20 protein-coding genes are annotated in these 26,149 nt (G+C 72.2%); 5 read left to right on the top strand and 15 right to left on the bottom strand.

Features of this window, described 5'->3' with window-relative positions; all coding sequences use genetic code 11:
* Positions 1-13: 13 nt before the first annotated feature.
* Positions 14-1,099, bottom strand: a complete 1,086-nt coding sequence (locus ACFWV2_RS08610) for a CobW family GTP-binding protein (RefSeq protein ID WP_384403730.1) — start codon at positions 1,097-1,099, stop codon at positions 14-16.
* Positions 1,100-1,212: 113 nt separating this feature from the next.
* On the opposite strand from ACFWV2_RS08610, the gene ACFWV2_RS08615 reads away from it, so the two are divergent.
* Both ACFWV2_RS08615 and ACFWV2_RS08620 read left to right on the top strand, forming a co-directional pair.
* The gene (locus ACFWV2_RS08615) at positions 1,213-2,895 is read left to right on the top strand and encodes an ATP-binding protein (protein WP_384403733.1); all 1,683 of its coding nucleotides are present in this window, start codon (positions 1,213-1,215) and stop codon (positions 2,893-2,895) included.
* Entirely contained in the window at positions 2,892-3,581 is a 690-nt protein-coding gene (locus tag ACFWV2_RS08620; protein WP_384403736.1) for a response regulator, read from the top strand. The genes ACFWV2_RS08615 and ACFWV2_RS08620 overlap by 4 nt, the downstream gene beginning before the upstream one ends.
* 9 nt (positions 3,582-3,590) lie before the next feature.
* Here the strand turns inward: ACFWV2_RS08620 and ACFWV2_RS08625 are convergent, their stop codons facing one another.
* The 3 genes from ACFWV2_RS08625 to ACFWV2_RS08635 all read right to left on the bottom strand — a co-directional run bounded on the left by ACFWV2_RS08625 (position 3,591) and on the right by ACFWV2_RS08635 (position 7,968).
* On the bottom strand, positions 3,591-5,183 hold the full coding sequence (locus tag ACFWV2_RS08625) for a cation acetate symporter (protein WP_384403739.1): 1,593 nt from the start codon (positions 5,181-5,183) through the stop codon (positions 3,591-3,593).
* Positions 5,180-5,617 (bottom strand): DUF485 domain-containing protein, encoded by a 438-nt coding sequence (locus ACFWV2_RS08630; RefSeq protein ID WP_384404018.1) that lies wholly within the window; start codon positions 5,615-5,617, stop codon positions 5,180-5,182. Before ACFWV2_RS08630 ends, ACFWV2_RS08625 begins: the two co-directional genes overlap by 4 nt.
* Positions 5,618-5,850: 233 nt before the next feature.
* Complete coding sequence (locus ACFWV2_RS08635; protein ID WP_384403741.1) at positions 5,851-7,968, bottom strand: type IIA DNA topoisomerase subunit B; 2,118 nt, start codon at positions 7,966-7,968, stop codon at positions 5,851-5,853.
* A gap of 431 nt (positions 7,969-8,399) precedes the next feature.
* Between ACFWV2_RS08635 and ACFWV2_RS08640 the strand changes: the two genes are divergently transcribed.
* The gene (locus ACFWV2_RS08640) at positions 8,400-8,630 is read left to right on the top strand and encodes a hypothetical protein (protein ID WP_030211728.1); all 231 of its coding nucleotides are present in this window, start codon (positions 8,400-8,402) and stop codon (positions 8,628-8,630) included.
* A gap of 105 nt (positions 8,631-8,735) precedes the next feature.
* Here ACFWV2_RS08640 and ACFWV2_RS08645 read toward each other — a convergent pair whose 3' ends face one another.
* The 7 genes from ACFWV2_RS08645 to ACFWV2_RS08675 all read right to left on the bottom strand — a co-directional run bounded on the left by ACFWV2_RS08645 (position 8,736) and on the right by ACFWV2_RS08675 (position 19,102).
* Entirely contained in the window at positions 8,736-9,554 is an 819-nt protein-coding gene (locus ACFWV2_RS08645; RefSeq protein WP_384403744.1) for a serine protease, read from the bottom strand.
* 153 nt (positions 9,555-9,707) lie between these two features.
* Positions 9,708-11,255: an RNA polymerase sigma factor gene (locus tag ACFWV2_RS08650; protein WP_384403747.1), complete on the bottom strand. Its 1,548-nt coding sequence runs from the start codon at positions 11,253-11,255 to the stop codon at positions 9,708-9,710.
* Positions 11,256-11,634: 379 nt separating this feature from the next.
* Positions 11,635-12,525 (bottom strand): FadR/GntR family transcriptional regulator, encoded by an 891-nt coding sequence (locus ACFWV2_RS08655; RefSeq protein WP_384403750.1) that lies wholly within the window; start codon positions 12,523-12,525, stop codon positions 11,635-11,637.
* A 159-nt stretch (positions 12,526-12,684) separates the two neighbouring features.
* Entirely contained in the window at positions 12,685-14,427 is a 1,743-nt protein-coding gene (locus ACFWV2_RS08660) for an ATP-binding cassette domain-containing protein (protein ID WP_384403753.1), read from the bottom strand.
* Positions 14,428-14,549: 122 nt separating this feature from the next.
* On the bottom strand, positions 14,550-15,380 hold the full coding sequence (locus ACFWV2_RS08665) for an NUDIX domain-containing protein (protein WP_384403756.1): 831 nt from the start codon (positions 15,378-15,380) through the stop codon (positions 14,550-14,552).
* Positions 15,381-15,489: 109 nt separating this feature from the next.
* On the bottom strand, positions 15,490-17,562 hold the full coding sequence (locus ACFWV2_RS08670; RefSeq protein WP_384403759.1) for a glycogen debranching N-terminal domain-containing protein: 2,073 nt from the start codon (positions 17,560-17,562) through the stop codon (positions 15,490-15,492).
* A gap of 115 nt (positions 17,563-17,677) precedes the next feature.
* Positions 17,678-19,102 (bottom strand): DUF4192 domain-containing protein, encoded by a 1,425-nt coding sequence (locus tag ACFWV2_RS08675; protein WP_384403762.1) that lies wholly within the window; start codon positions 19,100-19,102, stop codon positions 17,678-17,680.
* 141 nt (positions 19,103-19,243) lie between these two features.
* Between ACFWV2_RS08675 and ACFWV2_RS08680 the strand changes: the two genes are divergently transcribed.
* Positions 19,244-21,427 carry a RecQ family ATP-dependent DNA helicase gene (locus tag ACFWV2_RS08680; protein WP_384403764.1) on the top strand — a complete coding sequence of 728 codons (2,184 nt, stop codon included), beginning with the start codon at positions 19,244-19,246 and terminating at the stop codon, positions 21,425-21,427.
* Positions 21,428-21,655: 228 nt separating this feature from the next.
* Positions 21,656-22,285 (top strand): hypothetical protein, encoded by a 630-nt coding sequence (locus ACFWV2_RS08685; protein ID WP_384403767.1) that lies wholly within the window; start codon positions 21,656-21,658, stop codon positions 22,283-22,285.
* A 57-nt stretch (positions 22,286-22,342) separates the two neighbouring features.
* Here the strand turns inward: ACFWV2_RS08685 and ACFWV2_RS08690 are convergent, their stop codons facing one another.
* From ACFWV2_RS08690 to ACFWV2_RS08705, 4 genes are all read right to left on the bottom strand, one after another.
* Positions 22,343-22,981 carry a hypothetical protein gene (locus ACFWV2_RS08690; protein ID WP_384403770.1) on the bottom strand — a complete coding sequence of 213 codons (639 nt, stop codon included), beginning with the start codon at positions 22,979-22,981 and terminating at the stop codon, positions 22,343-22,345.
* A gap of 106 nt (positions 22,982-23,087) precedes the next feature.
* Positions 23,088-23,801 (bottom strand): ribonuclease HII, encoded by a 714-nt coding sequence (locus ACFWV2_RS08695; protein ID WP_384403773.1) that lies wholly within the window; start codon positions 23,799-23,801, stop codon positions 23,088-23,090.
* A gap of 692 nt (positions 23,802-24,493) precedes the next feature.
* Entirely contained in the window at positions 24,494-25,402 is a 909-nt protein-coding gene (locus tag ACFWV2_RS08700; RefSeq protein ID WP_384403776.1) for an ADP-ribosylglycohydrolase family protein, read from the bottom strand.
* 12 nt (positions 25,403-25,414) lie between these two features.
* Positions 25,415-26,074, bottom strand: coding sequence for a histidine phosphatase family protein (locus tag ACFWV2_RS08705; RefSeq protein WP_360789007.1), 660 nt, complete (start codon positions 26,072-26,074; stop codon positions 25,415-25,417).
* Positions 26,075-26,149 lie beyond the last annotated feature (75 nt).

The following is a 26,149-nucleotide window of genomic DNA, read 5'->3' on the forward strand; positions in this document are numbered from 1 at the left end:
CCGCCCGCACCGGTTAGGGCGCCTCCGGCTCTTCCTCGGTCTGCTGTACGTATCGCAGGACGCCCCACATGCTGTGCTCGTCGGGGGCGTCCTGCGGGCCGTTCTGCTCGCAGGACGCCAGCTCCTTGCCGAGTCCCGCCGCGTCGACGCCGGCACCGATCAGGACGAGCTGGGTGAGCCGCTCCTCGCCCTCGGGCCACCGCTCGGGATAGAAGCGCAGGAAACGGCCGACGGCGTGGACGGTGTAGCGATTGTCCGGGTCCGCGGCGCCGAAGTCGACGAAGCCCTTGATCCGGTAGAGGCCCTCGGGCCGGGCGTCGAGGAAGGCCATGAGCCGGCGCGGGTGGAGCGGGGTCGTGGCCGTCAGGGACACGGTCTCGTACGCCGCGTGCGGGTGGGCGTGCGGGCCGGCCCCGCCGTCCTCCCCGCCCCCGCCGTCCTCGCCCTCCGGGCCGTACAGGATGTCCTCGATGGACATCTGCCCCTCGATCTCCCCCTCGGGGACCACGCGGTCGAAGAGCAGTTCCGGGTCGATCCGTCCGTACGCTGCCTCGACCACGACGGCCTTCCCGGCCAGGCCCGCCACCGCCTCGCGGACGGCGCGCAGCCGGTCCCCGGGGACCCGGTCGGTCTTGTTCACGACCACGAGGTCGGCGATCGGCAGATGCCGGTCGGTCTCGGGGTGCCGCTGCCGGGTGGCGGAGAACTCGGCCGCGTCGACGACCTGGACGAGCCCCCCGTACACGATCCGCTCGTTCTCGCTGGCGAGCACCATACGGACCAGTTCCCGCGGCTCGGCGAGACCGCTCGCCTCGATCACGATGACGTCGAGGCGGGACTCGGGGCGGGTGAGGACCTCCAGGTACTCGTCGAGTTCGCTCGCGTCGACGGCGCAGCAGAGGCAGCCGTTGCCGAGGGAGACGGTGGAGCCGACCTGCCCGGCGACGCTCATCGCGTCGATGCCGATGTCCCCGAAGTCGTTGACCATGACGCCGATACGGGTGCCCCGGGCGCTGCGCAGCAGGTGGTTGAGGAGCGTGGTCTTGCCGGCCCCGAGAAACCCGGCCAGGACGACGACGGGGATCTGCTGCGTGGTCAAGGGACGTGCCTCCTGTTCCTTCGTGTCCCACGGCTGTGGGAAACCCCCAGGATAGGCACCCCCGCTCCGTCACCGTTTCCGGTCCCGGGGCGCGGCCCCGTACCTTTTCCGGCATGAGCCCCGCACAGACCAGCCCCCCGCGCCCCCGTGCGCGCCGACGGCGGTTCGGGTGGCCCCGGCGGGTGTTCTCGCAGGTCCTGCTGATGCAGCTGGCCATCGCGACCGGCGTGACCGTCCTCGCCACCGGGCTGTTCCTCGCCCCGCTCAGCGCCCAGCTCGACGACCAGGCCATGCGGCGGGCGCTTGCCATCGCGGGAACCACCGCGTCGCCCCGGCTGGCCGCGGACCTCACCACGACCCCGCCGTCCCCGCGGGGCCCGGTGCAGACGGAGGCCGAGCGGATCAGGACCTCGACGGGCGCCGAGTACGTCGTGGTCATGGACACCCGTGGGGTGCGCTGGTCGCACACCGATCCCGCCGCGATCGGCGGGCGTGTCTCCACCGACCCGAGCACCGTCCTCGCCGGGCGCGAGGTGATGGAGATCGACAGCGGCACCCTGGGCCGCTCGGCGCGCGGCAAGACGCCGCTGCGGGACGCGGACGGGCGGATCGTCGGCGCGGTGTCGGTCGGCATCGAGTACGACAGCGTCCGCGACCGGCTCCTCGCCGCGATCCCCGGTCTCCTCGCCTACGCGGGCGGGGCGCTCGCGGCCGGAGCCCTGGCCGCGTACCTGATCTCCCGGCGCCTTCAGCGGCAGACCCACGACCTGGCGTTCTCCGACATCTCCGCGCTGCTCGCCGAACGCGAGGCCATGCTGCACGGCATCCGCGAGGGGGTGGTGGCCCTGGACCGCAACGGCTCGGTGCGGCTCATCAACGACGAGGCACAGCGGCTTCTCGGTCTCGGTCCCGAGGCGGCGGGCCGGCCGCTCGACGACATCCTCGGCGGGGGCCGTACCGCCGATGTCCTCGCGGGCCGGGTGACCGGGCAGGACCTCGTCACCGTGCGGGGGCACCGGGTGCTGATCGCCAACCGCATGCCGACCGACGACGGCGGCGCGGTGGCGACGCTCCGCGACCGGACCGAGCTGGAGCGGCTCGGACGCGAGCTGGACTCCACCCGGGGGTTGATCGACGCCCTTCGCGCCCAGGACCACGAGCACGCCAACCGGATGCACACCCTCCTCGGACTCCTGGAGCTGGAACTGCACGAGGAGGCGGTCGCGTTCGTCACCGAGGTGGTCGGCGTGCATCGGGCGACCGCCGAGCAGGTCACGGAGAAGGTCCGCGATCCGCTGCTCGCCGCGCTGCTGGTCGGCAAGGCGACGGTCGCCGCCGAGCGGGGCGTCTCGCTGCGGATCGCCCCCGCCTCGCTGCTGCCGGACCGGCTGGTCGACCCGCGAGAACTGGTCACCGTCGTCGGGAACCTCGTCGACAACGCGCTGGACGCCGTGGCGGGCACTCCCGGCGCCCGGATCGACGTCTCCCTCCGCGCCGACGGCCGTACGGTCGTGCTGCGGGTCACGGACAGCGGACCGGGGGTTCCGGAGGAGAGCCGCGAGCTGATCTTCACCGAGGGCTGGTCAACCAAGGCCCTTCCCTCCCACGGGAAGCGCGGTCTCGGTCTCGCCCTCGTCCGCCGGCTCGCGGAGCGTCGCGGCGGCACCGCCCGCGTGGCCGGGGGCCCCGAGGGGGGCGCCGAGTTCACCGTCGTCCTCCCGGACGCCCTGACCGAGCCGGCACCCGGTCCCGAAGCGGCCTCCGCGGAACCGGAACCGGTGGAGGGGGCGCGATGATCGACGTCCTCGTCGTGGACGACGACGCGCGGGTGGCGCGGATCAACGCCGCGTACGTCACCAAGGTGCCCGGCTTCCGGGTCGCCGCCACCGCCCACACGGCCGCCGAGGCGCTCGCCGCCCTGGACGACCACCCGGTGGATCTGATCCTTCTCGACCACTACCTCCCGGACGAGAACGGCCTCGCGGTCGTACGCGAACTCCGCGCGCGGGGCCACCAGTGCGACGTGATCATGGTGACGGCGGCCCGGGACGTGGCCACGGTGCAGGCGGCGATGCGGCACGGCGCCCTCCAGTACCTGGTCAAGCCGTTCAACTTCGCGGTGCTCCGAGCCAAGTTGGAGGCGTACGCGACGCTCCGCCGCGCCCTGGACAGCGGCGGCGAGGCGGAGCAGGCCGAGGTGGACCGCATCTTCGGGGCCCTGTCGGCCGGCTCCTTCACCCCCGACCTGCCCAAGGGGCACTCCCCCACCACGGCCGAACTGGTCCGCCAGGTCCTGCTCGCCTGCGGCGCTCCCCTGTCCGCGCAGGAGATCGCCGAGCGGGCCGGCGTCAGCCGCCAGACGGCGCAGCGCTATCTCAAGCTCCTCGAACGCACCGGCCGCGTGCGGCTCTCGCTCCGGTACGGCGAGACGGGCCGGCCCGAACACCGCTACGTCTGGGTGAGTTCCCCGCCCGGTCGCTGAGGCATCCGGTCAGACGGCTCCCGCGCCCGTCAGCGCCCGCACCTCGGTCTCGGCGTGCCGAGCCTCGTCGGGCGGCTCGGTGGAGGTGACCGTCCCGATCCAGCCCGCGAGGAAGCCGAGCGGAATGGACACCACTCCCGGGTTCTGCAGCGGGAAGAGGTGGAGGTCGACGCCGGGGAACAGCGCCTCGGGACTGCCGGAGACGACCGGCGAGACCAGGACGAGCAGCACCGCGGGGATCAGTCCGCCGTACACCGCCCAGACCGCGCCCCGGGTGGTGAACTTCCGCCAGAACAGCGAGTAGAGCAGCACCGGCAGATTGGCGGAGGCCGCGACCGCGAAGGCCAGTCCGACGAGGAAGGCCACATTGAGGTCGCGGGCGAGCAGCCCCAGGCCGATGGCGGCCGCGCCGATCACCGCCGCGGCGATCCGGGCCACGGTCACCTCGCTGTACTGCTTCGCGTGCGGACGGCGCAGCGAGGCGTACAGGTCGTGGGCGACGGAGGCCGACGAGGCGAGGGTGATCCCCGCGACGACGGCCAGGATGGTCGCGAACGCGACGGCGGCCACGATCGCGAAGAGCACGGTGCCGCCGGTGGACCCCGCTCCCCCGCCGAGGTCGAGAGCGAGCAGCGGTACGGCCGTGTTCCCGGAGGCGTTGGAGGCGCGGACCTCGGCGGGGCCGATCAGGGCCGCCGCGCCGAAGCCGAGCACGATGGTCATCAGGTAGAAGCCTCCGATGAGCCCGATGGCCCAGACGACGGAGCGGCGGGCGGCCCTGGCAGTCGGCACGGTGTAGAAGCGCGCCAGGATGTGCGGCAGGCCCGCGGTGCCCAGGACCAGGGCGAGGCCGAGGCTGATGAAGTCGAGACGGGCCGTCCAGTCCCCGCCGTAGCGGAGTCCGGGGGCGAGGAACCGCGTTCCGTGGCCGCTGCGTTCCGCCGCGGTGGAGAGCAGGTTGTTCACGTCGCCGTGGAACCGGAGCAGGACCAGGACGGTGAGCGCGATCGTGCCCGCCATGAGCAGGACGGCCTTGACGATCTGGATCCAGGTGGTGGCCCGCATGCCGCCGAGCGACACGTAGACCACCATCAGCGCGCCCACGCCGATCACCGTCCATGACCGGGCCGCCTCGCTGGTGCCGCCGAGCAGCAGGGCGACAAGGCTCCCCGCGCCGACCATCTGGGCGACGAGGTACAGCAGCGACACGGTCACCGAGGACGTTCCGGCGGCGATCCGCACCGGCCGCTCGGCCATCCGCGCGGCGACGACGTCGGCCAGCGTGAACCGGCCGCAGTTGCGCACCAGTTCGGCCACCAGGAGCAGCACGACCAGCCAGGCGACCAGGAACCCCACGGAGTACAGCATGCCGTCGTAGCCGTAGAGCGCGATCAGCCCGGAGATGCCGAGGAACGAGGCCGCGGACATGTAGTCACCGGCGATCGCGAAGCCGTTCTCCAAGGGCGAGAACAGCCTGCCCCCGGCGTAGAACTCCTCCGCCGAACCGCGCCGGTTGCGGCTCACCCAGGTGGTGATGCCGAGGGTGACGGCGATGAAGACGCTGAACAGCACGAGCGCCAGGGTCTGGTGGTCTCCGGTCACGGCCGCACCACCCCTCGGGTCATCTCCTGCGTGTCCCACCGCAGGTCCAGCGCGGCCCGGTCCCTGCGCAGCCGGGCATGGCGCGCGTAGGCCCAGGTCAGCAGGAAGGTGGTGAGGAACTGCCCGAGCCCCGCGACCATCGCCACGTTCACCGCTCCGGCGACCGGGCGGGCCATGAGCCCCGGAGCGGCTGTCGCCGCCACTACGTAGGCGAGGTACCAGAGGAGGAACGCGAGGGCGGCGGGGAACGCGAACCGGCGGTAGCGGCTGCGCACTTCCTGGAAGGCGGGGCTGCGCTGCACTTCCAGATAGATCTCCGCCGCGCTGTGGACCCGCTGCCGCGGCACCGCGTCGGGGCGGCCGGCGCCGGGCGCCCCGGCCCGCTCGCCACGTCCGGAGGCCGTCGCGTCGTACCCGGGGTCGTCGACCGGCATCGCCGGAACGCCGAGCCCCTCCTGTTCGTCCACCTGCTCCACCCGCCAACTCTCCTTGTCAGCGAACCGTTTCGGCCGCGTGCCCAAGGATGGACAGAGCGGGAAGACCCCGGACTCTTCTCCTCCCCCTCTTCACCCCATCAGGTGACTCTTCTCCCAGGCGACCTGACCAGGCCGTGCTGATATGCGTACCGCACGGCCTGCGCCCGGTCGCGGGCCCCGGCCCGCGAACCTCAGGCGTCGATGCGCGAACGGTCGAGGGTCGCCGCCGAACCGGTGATGAACTCCTTGCGGGGAGCCACGTCATTGCCCATGAGGAGGTCGAAGACCTGCTCGGCCGCGTCCAGGTCACCGATGTTGATCCGGCGCAGGGTGCGGTGGCGGGGGTCCATCGTGGTCTCCGCGAGCTGGTCCGCGTCCATCTCGCCCAGGCCCTTGTAGCGCTGGATGGCGTCCTTGTAGCGGACCCCCTTGCGCTGGTACTCCAGCAGGGTCTGCCGCAGCTCGTTGTCCGAGTACGTGTAGACGTACTTGTCCTGGCCCTTCTTGGGCTGGACGAGCTCGATCCGGTGCAGCGGGGGCACGGCGGCGAAGACCCGCCCGGCCTCCACCATGGGCCGCATGTAGCGCTGGAAGAGCGTCAGCAGCAGACAGCGGATGTGGGCGCCGTCGACGTCGGCGTCGACGAGGAGGACGATCTTCCCGTAGCGGGCCGCGTCGATGTCGAAGGTGCGGCCCGATCCCGCTCCTATGACCTGGATGATCGCGCCGCACTCGGCGTTCTTCAGCATGTCCGAGACGGACGACTTCTGAACGTTGAGGATCTTGCCCCGGATGGGCAGCAGCGCCTGGAACTCGCTGTTACGGGCGAGCTTGGCCGTGCCGAGGGCCGAGTCGCCCTCGACGATGAAGAGCTCGCTGCGCTCCACGTCGTCGCTGCGGCAGTCGGCCAGCTTGGCCGGCAGCGAAGAGGACTCGAGCGCGGTCTTCCGGCGCTGCGCCTCCTTGTGCTGCCGCGCGGCGATCCGGGTACGGGCCGCGGCGACGGCCTTCTCCAGCACGGCGCGCGCCTGCGCCTTGGCGTCCCGCTTGGTGGAGGTGAGGAAGGCCTTGAGCTCCTTGGCGACCACGTTCGCCACGATCCGGCGCGCGGCGGACGTGCCGAGGACCTCCTTGGTCTGCCCCTCGAACTGCGGCTCGGCGAGGCGGACCGTCACGACGGCCGTGAGCCCTTCGAGGGCGTCGTCCTTGACGACGTCGTCCTCGGCGACGCGCAGCATCTTCGTCGAGCGCAGCACCTCGTTCACCGTCTTGGTGATGGCCTGCTCGAAGCCGGAGACGTGGGTGCCGCCCTTCGGCGTCGCGATGATGTTGACGAAGGACTTCACCGTGGCGTCGTAGCCCGTGCCCCAGCGCAGCGCGACGTCGACGGTGAGTTCGCGGGTGACCTCGGTCGGGGTCATGTGGCCCCGCTCGTCGAGGACGGGGACGGTCTCCTTGAAGGTGCCGTGCCCGGTGAGGCGCTGGATGTCGCAGACGGCCTTGTCCTGCGCGAGGTACTCGCAGAACTCGCTGATGCCACCGTCGAAGCGGAACGTCTCCTCGCTCTTGCCGACGCCCGCCAAGTCGCGCTCGTCGCGGACGACGATGGTGAGACCGGGCACGAGGAAGGCGGTCTGCCGGGCGCGCTGGTGCAGCGTCTCCAGGGAGAGCTTGGCGTCCTTGAGGAAGATCTGCCGGTCCGCCCAGTAGCGGACGCGGGTGCCGGTGCGGGCCTTGGGGACGCGCTTGCCCTTGAGGAGGCCGTTCGCCGGATCGAAGGGACTGTCGGGGCCGTGCTCCGTGAAGATGCCCGGGACGCCGCGGCGGAAACTGATCGAGTGCGTGGCGCTGTTCCGGTCGACCTCGACGTCGAGGCGCGCCGACAGGGCGTTGACCACGGAGGCGCCGACGCCGTGGAGGCCGCCGGAGGCCGCGTACGACCCACCGCCGAACTTTCCGCCGGCGTGCAGCTTCGTCATGACGACCTCGACTCCGGAGAGTCCGGTCTTCGGTTCGACGTCGACCGGGATGCCCCGGCCGTTGTCCCGGACCTCCACGGATCCGTCCTCGTGGAGGATGACCTCGATGTGGTCGCAGTAGCCACCGAGGGCCTCGTCGACCGAGTTGTCGATGATCTCCCAGATGCAGTGCATCAGGCCGCGGCTGTCGGTGGACCCGATGTACATACCGGGGCGCTTGCGGACCGCTTCGAGCCCCTCGAGTACGAGCAGGTGCCGCGCGGTGTAGTTGGAAGCGTCACGGTCTGCGGTCAGCAGCGCACTGGACGGCACGGACGTTTCGGCGGTCACGCGGTTCGCTCCTCGCTGAATTTGAAATCTTGCGCGATGGGGTAAGGCCCGGCTTCGGTCACCGGTCAGAGGGTACCGATGCCTGGTAGAGCCGTTGTCACGCCACCCACCCCGATTCCTCATGCTAGTCCAGAGTCGTATGGATGTTCGATCCCTCGATGGGGTGAAGCACACATCACGTTCCCTTCCAGGCATGAACCATTTAGGCTCCGGGCACGTCCTCATCAACAACCGGCAACCGCCGGGAGGGCCAACCGATGCAAGCAACGCGAAATCCGTAGAGCGAAGCAATACGGCTCATTCGCCGCCAACCGGCAGCAGACAGCCACCTTGGGAAGAAGTTTCAAGGAAAAGCCACGAGCGGGAACGTTTTCGGCCTGGTTGGATGTTGACCCTGGTACGACAGCTCGTCGAGCTAGAGAAGAGGCGACGTGACTACTGTTCTGACCCCCGCGAGCCCCCTGACGGCCGCTGACCGCTGCGACCGCTGCGGCGCCCAGGCATACCTGCGTGTCGTCCTGACCAGCGGAGGTGACTTGCTCTTCTGCGCCCACCACGGACGCAAGTTCGAGCCGGAACTCAAGAAGATCGCCGTCGAGATACAGGATGAGACGGACCGGCTGACCGACGTGCCGGCCCGCACTGTGGGCGACGAGCACTGACGCTTCGCAACCACGACGAGCCAGATCCGGCCACTGACCGGACGGCGGGCGGTCACCCCCGCATTCTCAGGGGGATGACCGCCCGTTCTCGTATTCCACCGAGTGTCAGATACGCGACGGCAGCACCGCCGAGACGCGCGTGTAGACGCCCGGATTCTCCGCCTGCCCGCAGCCGCTGCCCCATGACACCAGACCGATGAGCAGCCCCCTGGCCACGAGCGGGCCCCCACTGTCGCCCTGGCACGCGTCCCTGCTGCCCTTCGGGTCCCCCGCGCACACCATCGTGTCGCCCCGGTACGGAACGCCCGGTCCACCCGGGTACGCCCGCTCGCACGCGCTGTCCGGCAGCACCTGCACGCGCGCCGTCCGCAGCGTGGACGCGTAGGTCCCGTTGCCGGTCGTGTCACCCCAGCCGTAGACGTCCGCCTCCGTCCCGGGTGTGTGGACCGCGTCGCCGGCGGGGGCGACGCCGATCACGTACGACTTCGGGAGTGCGCTCACCAGCGTCAGCACCGCGAGATCGCCCGAGTTGGTCGTCGGGTCGTAGTCGGGGTTGACCCAGGTGTCCGAGATCCGCACCTCCTGCCCGCCCTGTCCCCGCAGCGCGGCGCGGCCCGCGATGACGACGAAGTCGCGCACCTCCCACGGCTCGCCGCCGAGCACCTCCCGGCCCAGGCAGTGGGCCGCCGTCAGCACCTTGGTCGGCGCGACCACCACGCCCCCGCAGAACTGTCCCGCGCGCGTACCTCCGAACCGGTCACGGCTGGACAGCGCCACGACCCAGGGCGCGTCCCCGATCTGGGCGGGACGCCCGCCCACGACGACACTGTCGGCGGCCGCGGGGGCGCCGGTGGCGACCTGGCCCGCCGCTGCGGCGATCAGGCCCAGAGCACCCGCCAACGCTCGGGTGAGGGAACCACGCATGAAGCCTCCTGACTCTCCGGTGATGTCGGTTCACCCAGCGTCCAGCACTCGCGCGCACCGTGCACCCCGCACAGCCGGAGGGCCCGGCTCCCTCTCGGGGAACCGGGCCCTTCCGTCTACCGCGCCGTACCTCGTGTCCGAGGTGTGTACGGCTCAGTCGAGGTAGTCGCGCAGAACCTGCGAACGCGACGGGTGACGCAGCTTCGACATCGTCTTCGACTCGATCTGACGGATCCGCTCGCGCGTCACGCCGTAGACCTTGCCGATCTCGTCCAGAGTCTTCGGCTGACCGTCGGTGAGACCGAAGCGCATCGAGACGACGCCCGCCTCCCGCTCGGAGAGCGTGTCGAGCACGGAGTGCAGCTGCTCCTGGAGGAGCGTGAAGCTCACCGCGTCGGCCGGGACGACCGCCTCGGAGTCCTCGATCAGGTCGCCGAACTCGCTGTCGCCGTCCTCACCCAGCGGGGTGTGGAGGGAGATCGGCTCGCGACCGTACTTCTGGACCTCGATGACCTTCTCAGGGGTCATGTCGAGCTCCTTGGCCAGCTCCTCCGGAGTGGGCTCGCGGCCCAGGTCCTGGAGCATCTGGCGCTGCACGCGCGCGAGCTTGTTGATGACCTCGACCATGTGCACGGGGATACGGATGGTGCGGGCCTGGTCGGCCATGGCGCGGGTGATCGCCTGACGGATCCACCAGGTGGCGTACGTGGAGAACTTGTAGCCCTTGGTGTAGTCGAACTTCTCGACGGCACGGATCAGACCCAGGTTGCCCTCCTGGATCAGGTCCAGGAAGAGCATGCCGCGGCCGGTGTAGCGCTTGGCCAGGGAGACCACCAGACGGAGGTTGGCCTCCAGGAGGTGGTTCTTGGCCCGGCGGCCGTCCTCGGCGATGATCTCCAGCTCGCGCTTGAGCTTCGGCGCGAGCTTGTCCGAGTTCGCCAGCTTGTCCTCGGCGAACAGGCCGGCCTCGATGCGCTTGGCGAGTTCGACCTCCTGCTCGGCGTTGAGCAGCGGGACCTTGCCGATCTGCTTCAGGTAGTCCTTGACCGGGTCGGCGGTGGCACCGGCGACGGCGACCTGCTGCGCCGGAGCGTCGTCCTCGTCGTCGTCGGACAGGACGAAGCCCTTGCTCTCGCCCTCGGTCTCCTCTTCCTCGCCCTTGCCGGGCGCGACGTCCTCGAGCAGCTCTTCGCCCTCGACGGCCTCGTCGGCGTCCTTCTTGGACGTGGTCTTCTTGGCCGCCGTCTTCTTGGCGACGGTCTTCTTGGCCACCGCCTTCTTGGCGACGGTCTTCTTCGCGGCCGCCTTCTTGGCGACGGATCCGGCCTCGTCGGCCGGGTCGGCGCCCTCCGCCGCAGAGGCCGTGGCGCCCGCGACGCTGGTCTTCGTCACGGTCGCCCTGGCGGTGACGGTCTTGGTGGCGGTGCGCTTGGCCGGGCTCTTCGCTGCGACGCTCTTACGGGCGCGCTTCGGCGACTCCGCTGCACTGACCATCAGCGTCACACCCTCTTCCTCGAGGATCTGATTGAGGCTGCGCAGAACATTCTTCCACTGGGTTGGCGGAATCTGGTCAGCCTCGAAGGCCCGACGCACGTCATCGCCGGCGATCTGCCCATCAGCCTTTCCCCGCTCGATGAGCGCCATCACAGACTCGGACTCGGCGATCTCCGGCGGGAGCGTACGGGATGTGCTGGCCGACACGAACAACCTCTCGGAACGATGGAAACGGCTTCCGGCCCCGCCCTGGATCGGGCTGGAGCCGACGACCGTCGACGGGGAATGTGCCGACGGCGCGGGCTGGACCGGGGAACTGCACAGCGCCTCCATCGGCTGCTGTATTCCTTCCTCGGCTGTCACCTCTTAAGTCATCGCACGGCCGGGAGGAGTGTTACGCCCAATCTTCGTGGCCCGAGTCACACCTCATGCACGACAAAGCGGCAGAAAAGGGTAGATCAGCGTACATCCGCACCGCCGCAACCCTGGCGCCACCCGGGGAATCCCTGCGGGACCCCCCGGGTGGCGCTCGGACCCGGCGGTACGCGATGCCGTCACGTGCGCGCTCCCGAACACGGCCCGCGGGTCAGTGTTCGCGGGGGGCGGGGACGACCCGCTCCACCTCGGGGTGGACGGTGAGCAGCTGCCGCATGGCCGACTCGGCGCCGTGCGCGTCCCCCGCGGCGAGCGCGTCCGCGATCCTGGCGTGGTGGGCGATGCAGGTCTCGCTCGGCCGGTCGCAGTTCGTGACGGGGCCACCGCCGGAGACCTGGAGAGCGGACGCGACGATGCCGGAGAGATGCTCCAGCATCCGGTTCCCGGCGAGCTGGATGAGGAGGGAGTGGAACTCGGTGTCGGCGCGGGAGAAGGTGATGCCGTCTCCCTGGGCGAACGCGTGGCCCATGATCTCGACCATGTCGGCGAGACGCTGCTGGACGTCCTCCCGGCCGTGCCCGGCGGCGAGGCGAGCGGCCAGCGGCTCGATCGTCCAGCGGAGCTCGATCAGCTCTCGGCGCTGGTCGTCGCGCTGCGGGCCGAAGGCACGCCACTCGATGATGTCGGGGTCCAGGAGGTTCCAGTCGCTGACGGGCCTGACCCGGGTGCCGACGTTGGGGCGGGCGCTGACGAGCCCCTTGGCCTCCAGCACGCGCAGCGACTCGCGCACGACCGTGCGTGAGACCTCGAACCGCTGGCCGATCTCTTCGGGGACGAGCGGACGGTCGGCTCCGAGGTCTCCGGAGACGATCATCTGGCCGAGCTGCTGGACGAGCTGCCCGTGCAGCCCGCGGCCCCGGTTGCCGGAGCTCCGGCGGCCGACACGGCCCAGGTCCGTGTCCACACCCTCCCAGGAGGACGGTCCCGTACGGCCGACGGCGGGCGCCTCCGGGTAGGGGTAGCGGTCGAGATCGCCCGGGGCGCCGAGGCCGGAGTCGACGGAGCGGGCGGCGGTCATCATGGTGTGCGCAAGGGTACTCACGCATCCTTTGTCGGCGTTGCCTCCGTGCCCCTTGAGGTCTTTGGTGAAAAGCACACGAAAGGGTGATCGGCACCCCCTGCGCAATTGACGATTTATCGGACATACGAGGCAGTTTCACGGGAGTTGACAGTGAACCGGAATCTTTTGGTTCACAAGTGATCACCAACGGGCCTTCCGGCGAAGCCCCGTGAACACATAAGCGCAGAGCAACCCCGTCAACGTCAGCGACAGGGCCACCCCCGCGGGCTGCCCCAGGACCCGCAGCACCCCGGCCAGCCAGCGGTCCACCGCCGGCGACCACTGGGGACCCGCGAACTCGCGCAACCGGGCGGGGAGTCCGGCGGCCGATCGCACCGACGGCCCCGTCAGCACCTTCTGCAGCAGCGGGACGAAGGCGACCGGTACCGCGAGGACCGCCGCCACACCGGCCGCCGCGGCACGGAACACACCGGCGCCGAGCACTCCGGCCCAGGCGCAGCCGACGAGCAGTCCCAGCCAACTCGCGCAGAGCGTGGGCCAGTTCTCAGGCACGGTGATCAACTCGGCGCCGTAGACGAACCTCAGTGCCTCCAGGTCGGCCACCACCACGGCCACCCCCAGCACGAGGGCGACGGCCGCCGCGACGGTGAGCTTCGCCAGGAGCAGACCGGGCCTGCGGGGCACGGCACCGCGGCCCGAGGTGAGTGCGGGGTAGCGGTACTCCTCGCCGAAGGAGAAGGCGCCGAGGAGCCCGGCTCCGAGGGCCGCGGGCGGCAGAGGGGAGATCGCGGGCCAGCCGGCCAGAACGGCGGGCACCGCGGCACGCCCGCCTCGCCCGAGAAGCAGGGCGAGCACCACGGAACCGAGCAGGACGGCCGCCACGACGAGGGGAGTGGACGGCACCCCCAGAAGCCGGCGGATCTCGTACCGCAGCGGGCGCAGGGGCGAGCGGGCCGGTCGGCGGGCACCGCCCGACCCCCCGGCGGCGCCACCTGCCACCTCGTCCGGCGGAGCCACGGCGGCGGGCGATGCGCGCCTTTCCGGGGTACGCGGGACGGGGCCGGTTTCGGCCGCGAGCCGGTGGATCGGCACTCCGTGGCGGAACGCCGTGTCCCCGACGGCCGCGCAGTCGCTCCCGTAGACGGACAGACGGCTGCCGCCCTCGGCCACCACTTCGACCGGGCGACGCGCCGCTCTGGCCTCCTGGGTCACGGCCGCGGCGAGCCTCGCGGCCTGCGGGGTGCGGACGGTGACCCGGGGGCGCAGTCGGGTGCGGGCGAACTCGGAGACGTCCTGGTCAGCGACGAGCCGACCGCCGTCGAGGGTGACGACCCGGTCGGCGTTGCGGGCGGCGTCCCTCGGGTCATCCGTGGTGTAGAGCACGGTTCCCCCGTCCGCCGCGTGCGCGCGCAGGAGTTCGTACAACCACGCACTCTCGGGCACGGAGAGGCCGGCGCCCGGCTCGTCGAGCAGCAGGGTGTGCGGATCCCCCAACAGGGCAGAGGCGAGGCCGAGTCGGCGGTCCGCGCCGATCGGCAGGGTGCCGATCCGACGGCGCTCCAGCCCGGTGAGGCCCACGGTCCGCGTGAGGGTGTCGGCCCGCGAGGCGGGAACCCCTGCGGCGGCGCAGAGCATCCGAAGGTGGCCCCGGAGCGTCCGGGAGGGATGTCCTGGGACGTCACCGAGGAGGACGCCGACCTCGCGCGAGGGGTGGGCGATGCGGTGCAGGGGCCGGCCGCGGAAGTAGGTGATGCCCCGGCCCGGCTCGAGTTCGAGCATGAGCCGGAGTGCGGTCGTCCTGCCGGAGCCCGGGGAGCCGAGGAGCGCGGTCACGGCGCCCGGCGGGGCCTCGAAGGTCAGATCGTCCACGGCGGGCGGGCGATCGGGGCGGGGCATGCTGGTCAGTCCGATTGCCTGGAGCATCGCTTCTCTCGCCGTAGATGTCACCGCTCCGCGGCAGGGCGGCGCTACCACAGCAAGATAACGCTACATTTCGGACTTTCAACGCAGGATTGGCGCGCGGGGGCGCCGGACGTACCGGCCTGTCAGACCTCGGGGCGCAGCATCGGCGGATTGAGGAGAGTGGCTCCGCCCGCCCTGAAGAGCTGGGCGGGACGCCCACCCTGACGGGTCGTGGTGCCACCGGCCGGAACCAGGAAGCCGGGCGTGCCGGTCACCTTCCGGTGGAAGTTGCGCGGATCCAGGGAGACACCCCAGACCGCCTCGTACACACGCCTCAGCTCTCCGACCGTGAACTCCGGCGGACAGAAGGCAGTGGCCAGGGAGGAGTACTCGATCTTGGAGCGGGCGCGCTCCACCCCGTCGGCGAGGATCCGGGCGTGATCGAAGGCGAGCGCCTCCGGGCCCCCGCGCTTGCCCGCGTCCTCGGCGTCGCCTGCTGCTTCCCCCGCTGCGGCCGTGTCGGCGCTCCCGAGCGTCCCGGCGATCACGTCCTCGCCCAGCAGTTCCTCGACGGGGGCCCAGCGGGCGCTGTTCGCGTCGCCTCCGGCTCTCGGCGCGGGGAGGTCCGGGGCCAGCGCCAGGTGCGCGACGCTGACCACCCGCATGCGCGGGTCGCGGTCGGGCGCCCCGTAGGTCGCGAGCTGCTCCAGGTGCGCGCCGTTGCTCGGTACCGGCGGCGGGGCGGCGGGGTCGTGGGCGCAGAGGCCGGTCTCCTCGACCAGCTCGCGCGCGGCCGCGGCGCCGAGATCCTCCTCAGCACGCACGAAGCCGCCGGGCAGCGCCCAACGCCCCTGATAGGGGGTCTCTCCCCGCCGTACGACCAAGGTGCAGAGCGCGTGGCGGCGCACGGTGAGCACGACCAGATCGACGGTGACGGCGAAGGGGGGAAAGGCCGACGGGTCGTAGGGAGGCATGTCGTGATCATAGTCGTCTTCCTGACGATAAGCACGCCCCTCGGGAGCATCGGCGACGACTTCCTCGCCCTGCCGCGCAGCATCCCTCGTGTCTGTGTCCGGCATCCCGTCACACCCCCAGTTGAAGGCCCTCTGCGGCCTCCTCGACCATACCGAGCCCGAGCCGTCCGACCCGCACGGCGAACGGCTCACCGGCGACCACAAGCCCTGAGAACCGGATCGCACCCAGCGGGGCCGACCGCAGGGGATGTGCCGACACGGAGCGGCCCGGCGCGTCGGGCCGGATGCCGGCGAGGGCGAGCAGGGCGTGCACCGCTCCGGCGGCCGCGACGGCCGCCGGCCGGCACGCGGCCGGGTGCGGCACCGGACGGCCGCCCGCCGTGCGCTGTTCCCCGGCGTACATCTCGGGCAGCCGATGGCCGAAGGCCTCCGCCGCGCCGATCAGCCCGCGAAGCAGGGAGGTGGCCTCCTTCTCGTGCCCGGAGGCGGCGAGACCGGCCACGGCGACCGATGTCTCGTGCACCCGCACCGCGCCCGCCCGGTGGCCGAACGGGTTGTGCCCCGGCTCCTTGGCGCCGAGGCCGCGCAGCCCCCAGCCGGAGTCCAGGGCCGGGGTGCCGAGCAGCCTCGCCACCTGCTCGGTCTCCGTCCTGTCCAGCAGGCCCTGCGCGTGACGGCCACCGCCCAGCAGCCCGGTGTCGAGCAGATGGGCGACCCAGCCCCCCAGATACGGCAGGCTCCGGCCGTCAGACGTGCGGCCCACAGCGGGGCGGCCCCCCGCTCGGTCGTCGAGCCAGAACTCCCGGCGAAAGCGCTCGCGCAGAGTCCGCCCCGTGTCCCGCAGCGTGTCTCCCCCAGGTCTCCCGCAGGCATCGAGCAGGTCCGCTCCGAGCAGGGCCGCGCGGTGCGCGTGCGCCTGCGTCTCGGCCCGCCAGGGACCGGCGGGCCCCGGGTCCGCCACGAGGCCGTTTCCCGCGGCCGCCCGGCGCAGCCAGCCGAGGCAGCGCTCCGCCACGGGAAGCAGCTCCTCGAGGTCCGCCGTCGGGAGCCCCCAGCGACGGGCTTCGGCGAGAACGGCCGGGAAGGCGAGGGTGGCCTCGACGCCCGTGCAGCGGGGCGGCAGATGCGGCCCGGCGTCGCGGAGGGGTCCTGGGATGCGGCCGGACTCGGGACCTGCTCCGGAGAGTTGGGTACGGCCGAGGGCGCGCAGGGTGGTGACGGCGAGCCGGGTGCCGAGAGGAAGGGCCATCCGGGCCGCCCAGAGCGCTTCGGCGGTGACCGGTCCACAGCGCCAGGGGACGCCGGCTGCGAGGTGTACGTCCGCCGGGTGCGCCGGGTCGCGCTGGAGCAGGGCCCGCAGGTCCTCGACGGACGCGCGCAGCAGCTCTCCCGGGCGCGGGTCGTCGCCCTCGGCCTGGGCGTCGGCGAGCAGATGGCCGCCGGGCCGTCCGGCGCCCCCACCCGTGAGGGCGCGGGGCCGGGTGGACGAGTCGTCGCGTACGCGTAGCTGGACCGTGAACGTGCCTCCGGGCGCCACCTCCGCCTCCCAGCGCAGCACTCCGGCCGCCGCGAGGGAGTCGGTGGGCGGTGGGTCCGCGGTGACGGCGACGGACCGTCCGCCGCTGGTCCAGCGCAGGCCGGTGCCATGGACGCTCCCGGTGAGCTCGGGGCCGGACCGGCCGGACGCCACCGCGGCCAGGTCCGCGAGATCCGTGCCCAGAGCGATTTCCACGGGGAGCCGGAGCGGGCGGGCGACGGAGCTGCGCAGCGTGATCCGTTCTGTTCCGTCGGCGCTCCGCGTGCGTTCGACGGTGAGCCCGGGGTCGGGTCCCCTGTCTCCCGGGACGCGGAGGACGCCGAGGAACACCGCCCGGTCGGCGGCGGCCAGGCGGCCCTGGAGGGCGACGGGCTCACGCCCCGCCACGCGGAGGACGCAGCGGGAGAGGAGCCGTCGACCGGCCGCGTACACGCCCTCGGGTCCCTCGCCGGTGAGCTGGCCGTGCTCGGCGCAGACGGCGAGGGCGGGCAGGGCCACGCAGAGGAGCGCGCCGTGCACCGAGGGAAGCTCCGCGGGCCGCGCCCCACGCGGAGGCGAGGTGCCGCTGCCGGGCAGGCGCCCGAGTGAGTGACCGGCAGGGGGTGCGGGTGGGCGGCCGGGGGCAGGGACGGGGCTGAGGGCCATGGCGGGTACGGGGTGCTCTCTCTGCGAACCGGGCGGCCGGCGGAATGTCGGCGGGACGGCTCGGACGACTCCGCCAGAGAGCTGAACGCGTCTGTGGGCGGCCGGGTCACGGTCGTCATCGGCCACTCCTGGTGCCGCGCTGTCCGCCGCGCCTCGGGGTACGGCTCCCCGGCTTCCCCGTGGCGGGTCCACCGGGCCTGATCCCGGCCGTCGAGCGGCGCTCCTCTCCCCCGGTCGGGCGCGGGGGCTTGCGAAGGGTCTGCCGGGCGCCCTGCGGGCGGGTGGCGCGCATCCGGACGCGTCGGGAGGCGGGGGGAGCGGAGGGCGCCGAGGTGGTCCGGGTGTCCCGCTCGCTCCTCAGGCAGGAGCGGAGCGACTCGGGGTCGAGCCCTTCGTTGCACGCCTGGTGCAGCAGCTGGGCGAAGACGTACTCGGGGTCGGCCTGGAGTGCGAGCCCGAGGGCGACCCGGGCGGTCGGCTCGTCGCCGGTGGACCATGCGACCCAGCCGGCGAGGGTGAGGGGTGCGGCGGCGTGCTCCTGGTAGGGGCTGACGCAGCGCCGGGCGAGGACGCGCCAGAGCCGCAGGGCCGCTGAGGCCTCCCAGCCCTCCATCCATTCGGCGGCACGGTCCCGGGTGACCCGGTCCTGGAGGCCGATGATCAGCGCCGCCGCTTCGTCGATCCCGACCAAGGCGTCATCGGCCGCGTCGCCCTCGGCCGTCGCGGTGTCGGCCTTTCCCGCGCCCGTCCGGTCCTTCCGGTCTGTCGGACTCGTCGGGACTTCCTGGCCGGGGTGCTTCGGGTTGACGAACCGGCGGAGGACGGCGCGCGCGATGCGCAGCGTCGTCTCGCGCACCTCTTCGCGCCCCCTGCCCTCGGCGCCTTCGAGGATCCGGGGGACGATCGAGGCGGCGGACGCGTCGAGCGCCGCGCGCTGCTCTTCCTCCCCCGGGCCTCCGGACGGCATGAACCGGCCTTCCATGTCCCTCAGGGAACCCCGTACCTGCACTCCGGCGTACGCCGCGGCCGCCGCCATCACCGACGTGCCGCTGAGTGCGAGCGGGGTGCCGTCGGGCGGGCAGCAGCGCGCGTCGGGGCAGCAGTAGGAGAAGAAGAGGCCGTCGGAGATGCAGAGGGCTTCGTAGACGGGGATGTCGAGGGCGCCGCAGGCGGTCCGCAGGTGCTGGGCGAAGGGGCGCAGCCGTTCCATGACCCCGCGACCCGTCTCGCCGGCCGAGGGGTCCTGGCAGAGGAAGACGACGATGCCGTCCGGTCGCGTACCGCCCTTGGCTCCTCCGTCGACGAGGCATTCGGCGAGGTGGTCGGCGACGGACGCCCATTCGTGGGGCGAGCGCGGGATGCCGAGCCTCACCCGTCCGCCGAAGCGGCCGCGCTCGCCGTGAAGGGCGACCAGGACGACGGAGTCGGTGGGGTGGAAGCCCAGCATGAACGGCAGGGCGTCCGCCAGTTCCGCCGGGCCTCGCAGGGTGATCTGCTGGGTACGGGAGGGTCCGCTGGATTCATGGTGATTCGCGTTCATGGTCAGGACGGTCTCGTGATCTCCCGAAATCCGAAACCCCTGTGGATAACTCCTGGAACGGGGCGTCCGTCGCCCTTCGAGTTGTCCACAGGTCCGGCGCCTCATTCGCGCGATGTCCGAGGCATCGGGTTGCATGGAGGCATGACCCACGCAGACCCCCTGGAAGACCGCGCCGCACTCCGGACCGCCGCCGACACCGTGCTCGCCCGCCTCGTATCGGACCCGACCGGGAAGGCGAGACTGCGCGAGGACCAGTGGCGGGCCATCGAGGCCCTGGTCGCCGACCGGCGGCGGGCCCTGGTGGTGCAGCGGACCGGCTGGGGGAAGTCGGCGGTGTACTTCGTGGCGACCTCGCTGCTCCGTGCGCGGGGAAGCGGCCCGACCGTGATCGTCTCCCCGTTGCTCGCGCTGATGCGGAACCAGGTGGAGGCGGCGGCTCGGGCGGGCATCCGCGCCCGGACGATCAACTCGTCGAACACGGAGGAGTGGGACACGGTCCAGGAGGAGGTGTCCGCCGGTGAGGTGGACGTGCTCCTGGTGAGTCCCGAGCGGCTCAACAATCCCGACTTCCGCGACCAGGTCCTTCCCCGGCTCGCTGCCGCCACCGGACTGCTCGTGGTCGACGAGGCGCACTGCATCTCGGACTGGGGGCACGACTTCCGGCCTGACTACCGCAGGCTGCGCACGATGCTGGCCGACCTGCCGTCCGGGGTGCCGGTGCTCGCCACCACGGCGACGGCGAACGCGCGGGTGACGGCGGACGTGGCCGAGCAGCTCGGCACGGGCGCCGGCACGGACGCCCTCGTGCTGCGCGGGCCGCTGGACCGGGAGAGTCTGAGTCTGGGCGTGGTCAGACTGCCCGACGCGGCCCACCGGCTGGCCTGGCTGGCCGATCACCTCGGCGAGCTGCCCGGCTCCGGAATCATCTACACGCTGACGGTCGCGGCGGCCGACGAGGTGACGGCCTATCTGCGCCAGTGCGGGCACACGGTCTCGTCGTACACGGGCCGGACGGAGAACGCCGACCGGCAGCAGGCCGAGGACGACCTGCAGGCCAACCGGGTCAAGGCGCTGGTGGCGACGTCGGCCCTCGGCATGGGCTTCGACAAGCCGGACCTGGGCTTCGTGGTGCATCTGGGGTCGCCTTCCTCGCCGATCGCGTACTACCAGCAGGTCGGCAGGGCCGGGCGAGGGGTGGAGCACGCGGAGGTGCTGCTGCTGCCAGGGCAGGAGGACGAGGCGATCTGGCGTTACTTCGCGTCGGTGGCCTTCCCGCCCGAGGAACAGGTGCGCCGGACGCTCGACGTGCTCGCGCAGGCGGGCCGACCCCTGTCCCTGCCCGCTCTTGAGCCGTTGGTGGAGCTGCGCAGGACACGCCTTGAGACGATGCTCAAGGTCCTCGACGTGGACGGCGCGGTGCGCCGTGTGAAGGGCGGCTGGGAGAGCACCGGCCGGCCCTGGGTGTACGACACCGAGCGGTACGCGTGGGTCGCGCGACAGCGGGCGACCGAGCAGCAGGCGATGCGCGACTACGCGGCGGCGACGGGATGCCGGATGGAGTTCCTCCGGCGTCAGCTGGACGACGAGGAGGCCGCTCCGTGCGGTCGTTGTGACAACTGCGCGGGGAACCGGTTCGATCCGAAGGTGTCGGACGCGGCCCTGGACGCCGCCAAGGGCGAGTTGGGCCGGCCCGGCGTGGAGGTGGAGCCGCGCAAGATGTGGCCGACGGGACTCGCGGCGGTCGGGGTCGACCTGAAGGGCCGCATCCCTCCCCGAGAGCAGGCCTTCGGCGGCCGGGCTCTGGGGCGGCTTTCGGACATCGGCTGGGGCAACCGGCTGCGTCCGCTGTTGGCCGACGGCGCCCCGGACGGACCCGTGCCGGACGACGTCGTGCAGGCGGTGGTGCACGTGCTCGCCGACTGGGCCAAGGGGCCTGGGGGTTGGGCCTCCGGGGCGCCGGACGCGCCGGCTCGGCCCGCGGGGGTGGTCACCGTCGCCTCCGTCCACAGGCCACGTCTGGTGGGGTCGCTCGGGGAGCGCATCGCCGAGATCGGCAGGATGCCCCTGCTCGGTGCGGTGGAGTACGCGCCCGAGGCGGAGGAGGTGCGGCTCTCCCGGACCAACAGCGCTCAGCGGGTGATGGGTCTGCAGCGGACCCTGACGGTCTCCGCCGAGTTGGGCGGGCGACTGGCCGCCGCGGGTGGGCCGGTTCTTCTCGTGGACGATCTCTCCGACAGCGGCTGGACGTTGGCGGTGGCTACCCGGTTGCTGCGGCGGGCCGGAGCGGAAGGGGTGTTTCCGCTGGTGCTCGCCGTCCAGGGGTGAGACAGGTGGGGAAACGGGGAGTGAACAATGGGCAACTGGGCAGGGATATGGGTGGCATACCAACCCATTCCCGTCAGCTGCCTCAATTGCTCGTTGCCGCTCGCGCACGGGCCAGCAAGAATTGGGAAACCGCCTCGCACGGCCCGTCAGCGGTCCGGAAGGACTGTGCCGTGGTGCGCCTTCACCCGACCTTGCCCGCCTCGCGGGCGCGTATCCGAAGGGAGGACCGTGACCCTCGGATTCGCTCCGCCCACAGCCGCCTCGCTCAGATCGTCGTCCGAGTCCGCCAGCCGCCTCGCTCGGATACTCGAACCCGCCGAGTGGTCAGCTGCCGGGATCCCGCTGCTGCGCAACCCCCGCGAGATCGTCAGCGGGCTGCACTCGCGTCATACACCCACGCCCTCGACGGCCGTCCTGGCGGTCCTCGACCACGAGGAACGGCTCGCGGCCAGCGCCTCGTTCGTCCGGCGCCCCTCCCCGGCTGACGGCTGGGAGTTCCGCAACGCGCTGCTGGCGCACCTGCGGCGGGTCATCCCGCACGACCTGCGCAGGCGCACGCCCGTGCGGACGGCGGTCCTGCTGTACTGCCGTGAGGGCGACGAGCGTTGGACCGAGGAGGACGGAGCGTGGATGTGGGGCCTCCGGGACGCCTGCACCTTGCACGGTCTCCGCTGCGGCGCGTACATCACGCTGACCCGCGGCGGCTGGCAGGTGCTCGGCGAGGGCCGGGGCGGCCGCCGTCCGGGGTCCGACTCGCTGCCGCTGCCTCTCGGTGACGCGCCGGCCGAGCTCGGCCGACTCGCGCCGAGAACCGCGAGCGGTGCCACCGAGCCCCTGCGCAGGGCGGCCGCGCGCTGATCGCACGCCCGACTCGACCTCCGCCGGCCCGGTTCGGTCCGGCGGAGGGGTCGTCGGTCAGACGCCGGCGCCCGCTCCGAGGAGCGCCGAGACACGCTGCGGGTCACCGCAGACGACAAGCAGCGCGCTCGCGCGGGCCATCGCCGACGGCAGCGTCTTGGCGGCCGCCTCGTCGTCCCCGCCGTTCACGGCGACGATCACCACGGGGCGGGGGTTCGCCCGCTCCACGGCGGCGGCGTCCGCGAAGAACACGTCGTCGCCGGCGTCCTGCTGGGCCCAGTAGGCAGCCTCGCCGAACGACAGCTCGTGCGTGGTCCAGGGGTGCGGGTCGCCGGTGGTGAGCACGAGGACCTCACCGGGTGCCCGCCCACTCTCCAGAAGCAGGTCCAGCGCCTCGTCGGCGGCGTCGAGCGCGCCGTCGACTGAGGCCGGGATCAGCTGGAGCTGCGGCGCGGGCCGCTGGTCGGAACGATTCTCCGGAGTGCGCGCCGGAGAGGGCTCGGCACCGGCGGGCGGGCGCGGGGTGGGCGATGCGGGCCTGGCCGGGCCGGGAACGGGGCGTCCGGGCCGCGGTGAGGCCGCGGTACGCGGGCCGGGTACAGGACGGGGGGTCGACGCGGGACGGCCGGCGGCCGCGGTGGCGCGGGGACCCTGGGCGCTCTCGTGAATCTGAGGCTCCTCGGGGAACAGAGGCATGGGTGGATGTCTATCAAACGCCGCTGCGCTTGGCACCGGCGGGTGGGCACAGATGTGCGCCCCGGCCGTGCGGGAAACCCTTCGCCAGGGCCCCGCGGCCGGAAGTTCAGAAGTCGAAGCCGAGTTGGCCCCCGCTCTGCAGCGCGGCCGCCTCGGCGGAGAGGCGGACCTTCTTGAGGTGGCGCCACCTGGGCATCGCGTCCAGGTAGGCCCAGGAGAGACGGTGGTGAGGAGTGGGTCCCAGCTCTTCGAGCGCCGCTTTGTGGACCGGCGAGGGGTAGCCCGCGTTGGCCCCGAAGGCGTACGCCGCATAGTTATCGGCCTCGGTGCTCTGCAGTTCCGCCATGACGGCGTCCCGGCGGACCTTGGCGATGACGGAGGCGGCGGCGACGGCGACGCAGGACTGGTCGCCCTTGATCACCGTGCGGACCTGCCAGGGGCTGCCGAGGTAGTCGTGCTTGCCGTCGAGGATGACCGCGTCGGGCCGGACGGGGAGGCCTTCGAGTGCCCGGACCGCCGCGAGCCGCAGCGCGGCGGTCATTCCGAGCTCGTCGATCTCCTGCGGACTGGCATCGCCGAGCGCGTACGCCGTGACCCACCGCTCCAGTTCCCCGGCGAGCGCGGTGCGGCGCTTGAGCGTGAGCAGTTTGGAGTCGGTGAGGCCCTCGGGCGCCCGGCGCAGGCCGGTGACGGCCGCGCACACGGTGACGGGACCGGCCCAGGCCCCGCGCCCGACCTCGTCGACCCCGGCGACGATCTTGGCGCCGGTGGTGGCTCGGAGCGATCGCTCGACGGTGTGGGTGGGTGGTTCGTACGGCATGGCGCCTGACAGGTTACGCCGCTTGATGCCGCGCGCGATACCCGGATTCCCCGTCGGGGCCCCCGGGGGCTTCGCGCCGGACCCCCGAGGCCGGGCGAGCCGGCCTCGGGGAGCGTTCCCGGCCGCCTCGGGGACGGAGCGGCGGCACCATGATCCGGTCGACCAGGTCGGCGTGCTCACGTTCGGCCGTTCGCTCGCGCACACCCTGGAGCGGTACATCATCATGGCGGGAGTGACGCCGAGCGCCGGGTCGTCGTCCGCGCCGGACAGGACCTCACGCCGGGCGATTCCGCGCCCCAGGACGGCTCCGAAGAAACGGACCCAAGGCTCGACCCCCCTCGCGACGACCCGGTCTCAGAACCTTTCGGCTACCTCGGCGTCGCTTTCGTGAATACACAGCCCGCACGACGAATCCGGGCGTGGAGCACATGGCGTCCCGGACCGACGACGACCAGTTCGTACAGATCCCCACGCGCGCTCCCGAAGATCCCGCGCCTCGTCGAGCGTCGGCGATCCGAACCGGAGCACGTCCGCGAGGAGGTCCTCCTCCGACGGCCGACGCCGGATCCGGGTACGCACGAGCGATCGGGAAGCGCTCAGCGGCGGTGCGGAAGCCGCCGGGCCGGTCGCCTGCGCGCCACACCGGTGTCCCCTGGATCCCCGGCCGGAGATCCAGGGGACATCACGGCTTCTCAGGCGGCCGTGACCGGGACCCACTCCGGAAGGGCCTCGGTCTGCCGCAGCCATTCCGCCGGGGGCGCACCGGTCGCCGCGGCGGCCACCACACCCCCGGCGATGGCACAGGTCGTGTCGACGTCGCCTCCGACCTGCGCGGTCGTCCAGAACACCCGCTCGAAATCGTCGAGGCCCCGGGCGGCCGACCAGAGGGCGAACGGCACCGTGTCGTGCGCACTCGTCCGCCGGCCACTGCCGAGCACCGCGGCGACCGTGCCGGCGTCGCCGTAGTCGAGCATGTCGCGGGCCCGGCGCAGGCCGGCCCCGACCGCGCTGCGCGGCACGAGGGCGATGACGCCGTCGAGCAGCGCCTCGGGAGTGGGCGGTCCGGCGGGGTCGGCGGCCAGCGCGGCAGCGGCGGCGACGGCCATCGCGCCCACCACGGCCTCGCGGTGCTGATGGGTGGTGTACGCGGAGATCTCGGCCTGGTGCGTGGCCTGCTCCGGGTCCTCCGCGTACCAGGCGCCGAGCGGGGCGATCCGCATCGCGGCGCCGTTGCCCCAGGAGCCCTGTCCCTGGAAGAGCGCGGCGGCCAGCTCCCGCCAGTCCCCGCCTTCCCGGATGAGCCGGAGCATCCGGTTGACGGCCGGGCCGTAGCCACGGTCGAAGTCGTGGTGCCGGGCGAAGGACATCGCCAGGGCGTCCTGGTCGATCCGCTCGTGGCGGGCGAGGACGGCCACGACGGAACAGGCCATCTCGGTGTCGTCGGTCCACTGCCAGGGGCCGTCGGGCAGCTCGCACCGCTTCAGCAGGGGGTAGTGGGCGGGTAGGAAGAACTGGGAGCCCAGGGCGTCTCCCACGGACAGCCCGCGCAGGCTGGCCAGGGCGCGGTCGAAGCGCCGGTCGAATGCGGAGTCAGCGGTCATCGGTCTGCCACTCTATCCGGTAGGGCCGTACGGTTCCGGGGTACGCCAGCGTTCGAACGGCCGGTCCAGACGGTATCTCCCGTCCTCGCCGAGCAGGAGGACACGGGTCTCGCCGTTGCCCGGATTGGCGAGCGACTCGAAGTCCGCGACCGTCCAGTGGAACCAGCGCATGCAGAACAGGCGCATGGTCAGTCCGTGGGTGACCAGCAGCACGTTGGGCGGATGGTCGGGTGCCTCGAAGCTGCGGTACAGGCTCTCGAGGAACGCCCCGACACGGTCGTAGACGTCCGCCCCCGACTCCCCCTGCGCGAAGCGGTAGAAGAAGTGCCCGTACGCGTCCCGGTAGGCCTTCTGCAGGCGTACGTCGTCCCGCTCCTGCCAGTTGCCCCAGTCCTGCTCCCGAAGGCGTGGCTCCTCCCGCACCCTGACCCTCTCGGGCGACAGCCGGAAGGCGCGGAGGGTCTCATGGGTGCGGCGGTACGGCGAGACGTAGACGCTGACCCGCTCCTCCCCGAAGAGTTCCCGCAGCCACTCCCCCGTCTCCTCGGCCTGCCGCAACCCGGTCGCGGTGAGCCGCAGTGCGTGGTCGGGCTCCCGTTCGTACACCGTGTCATCGGCATTGCCCTCGGACTCTCCGTGCCGTACGAGAACGATGCGCCGCGGTCGTGCCATACCCCGACCCTAGATCGCCGGTCCCGGGCGGGCTCAGTCGAGGGGGCACCCGGAGGCCATCCGGCGTACGCGGCC

Source organism: Streptomyces sp. NPDC058671 (assembly GCF_042716475.1).
Taxonomy (GTDB): Bacteria; Actinomycetota; Actinomycetes; order Streptomycetales; family Streptomycetaceae; genus Streptomyces.

What these genes read in the sequence shown, in the direction of transcription:
- ACFWV2_RS08615 (WP_384403733.1), top strand. Translation starts at nt 1,213, where the DNA reads ATGAGCCCCGCACAGACCAGCCCCCCGCGCCCCCGTGCGCGCCGACGG.
- ACFWV2_RS08620 (WP_384403736.1), top strand. Translation starts at nt 2,892, where the DNA reads ATGATCGACGTCCTCGTCGTGGACGACGACGCGCGGGTGGCGCGGATC.
- ACFWV2_RS08630 (WP_384404018.1), bottom strand. Translation starts at nt 5,617, where the DNA reads ATGCCGGTCGACGACCCCGGGTACGACGCGACGGCCTCCGGACGTGGC.
- ACFWV2_RS08645 (WP_384403744.1), bottom strand. Translation starts at nt 9,554, where the DNA reads ATGCGTGGTTCCCTCACCCGAGCGTTGGCGGGTGCTCTGGGCCTGATC.
- ACFWV2_RS08660 (WP_384403753.1), bottom strand. Translation starts at nt 14,427, where the DNA reads ATGCTCCAGGCAATCGGACTGACCAGCATGCCCCGCCCCGATCGCCCG.
- ACFWV2_RS08665 (WP_384403756.1), bottom strand. Translation starts at nt 15,380, where the DNA reads ATGCCTCCCTACGACCCGTCGGCCTTTCCCCCCTTCGCCGTCACCGTC.
- ACFWV2_RS08670 (WP_384403759.1), bottom strand. Translation starts at nt 17,562, where the DNA reads ATGGCCCTCAGCCCCGTCCCTGCCCCCGGCCGCCCACCCGCACCCCCT.
- ACFWV2_RS08675 (WP_384403762.1), bottom strand. Translation starts at nt 19,102, where the DNA reads ATGAACGCGAATCACCATGAATCCAGCGGACCCTCCCGTACCCAGCAG.
- ACFWV2_RS08680 (WP_384403764.1), top strand. Translation starts at nt 19,244, where the DNA reads ATGACCCACGCAGACCCCCTGGAAGACCGCGCCGCACTCCGGACCGCC.
- ACFWV2_RS08690 (WP_384403770.1), bottom strand. Translation starts at nt 22,981, where the DNA reads ATGCCTCTGTTCCCCGAGGAGCCTCAGATTCACGAGAGCGCCCAGGGT.
- ACFWV2_RS08695 (WP_384403773.1), bottom strand. Translation starts at nt 23,801, where the DNA reads ATGCCGTACGAACCACCCACCCACACCGTCGAGCGATCGCTCCGAGCC.
- ACFWV2_RS08700 (WP_384403776.1), bottom strand. Translation starts at nt 25,402, where the DNA reads ATGACCGCTGACTCCGCATTCGACCGGCGCTTCGACCGCGCCCTGGCC.
- ACFWV2_RS08705 (WP_360789007.1), bottom strand. Translation starts at nt 26,074, where the DNA reads ATGGCACGACCGCGGCGCATCGTTCTCGTACGGCACGGAGAGTCCGAG.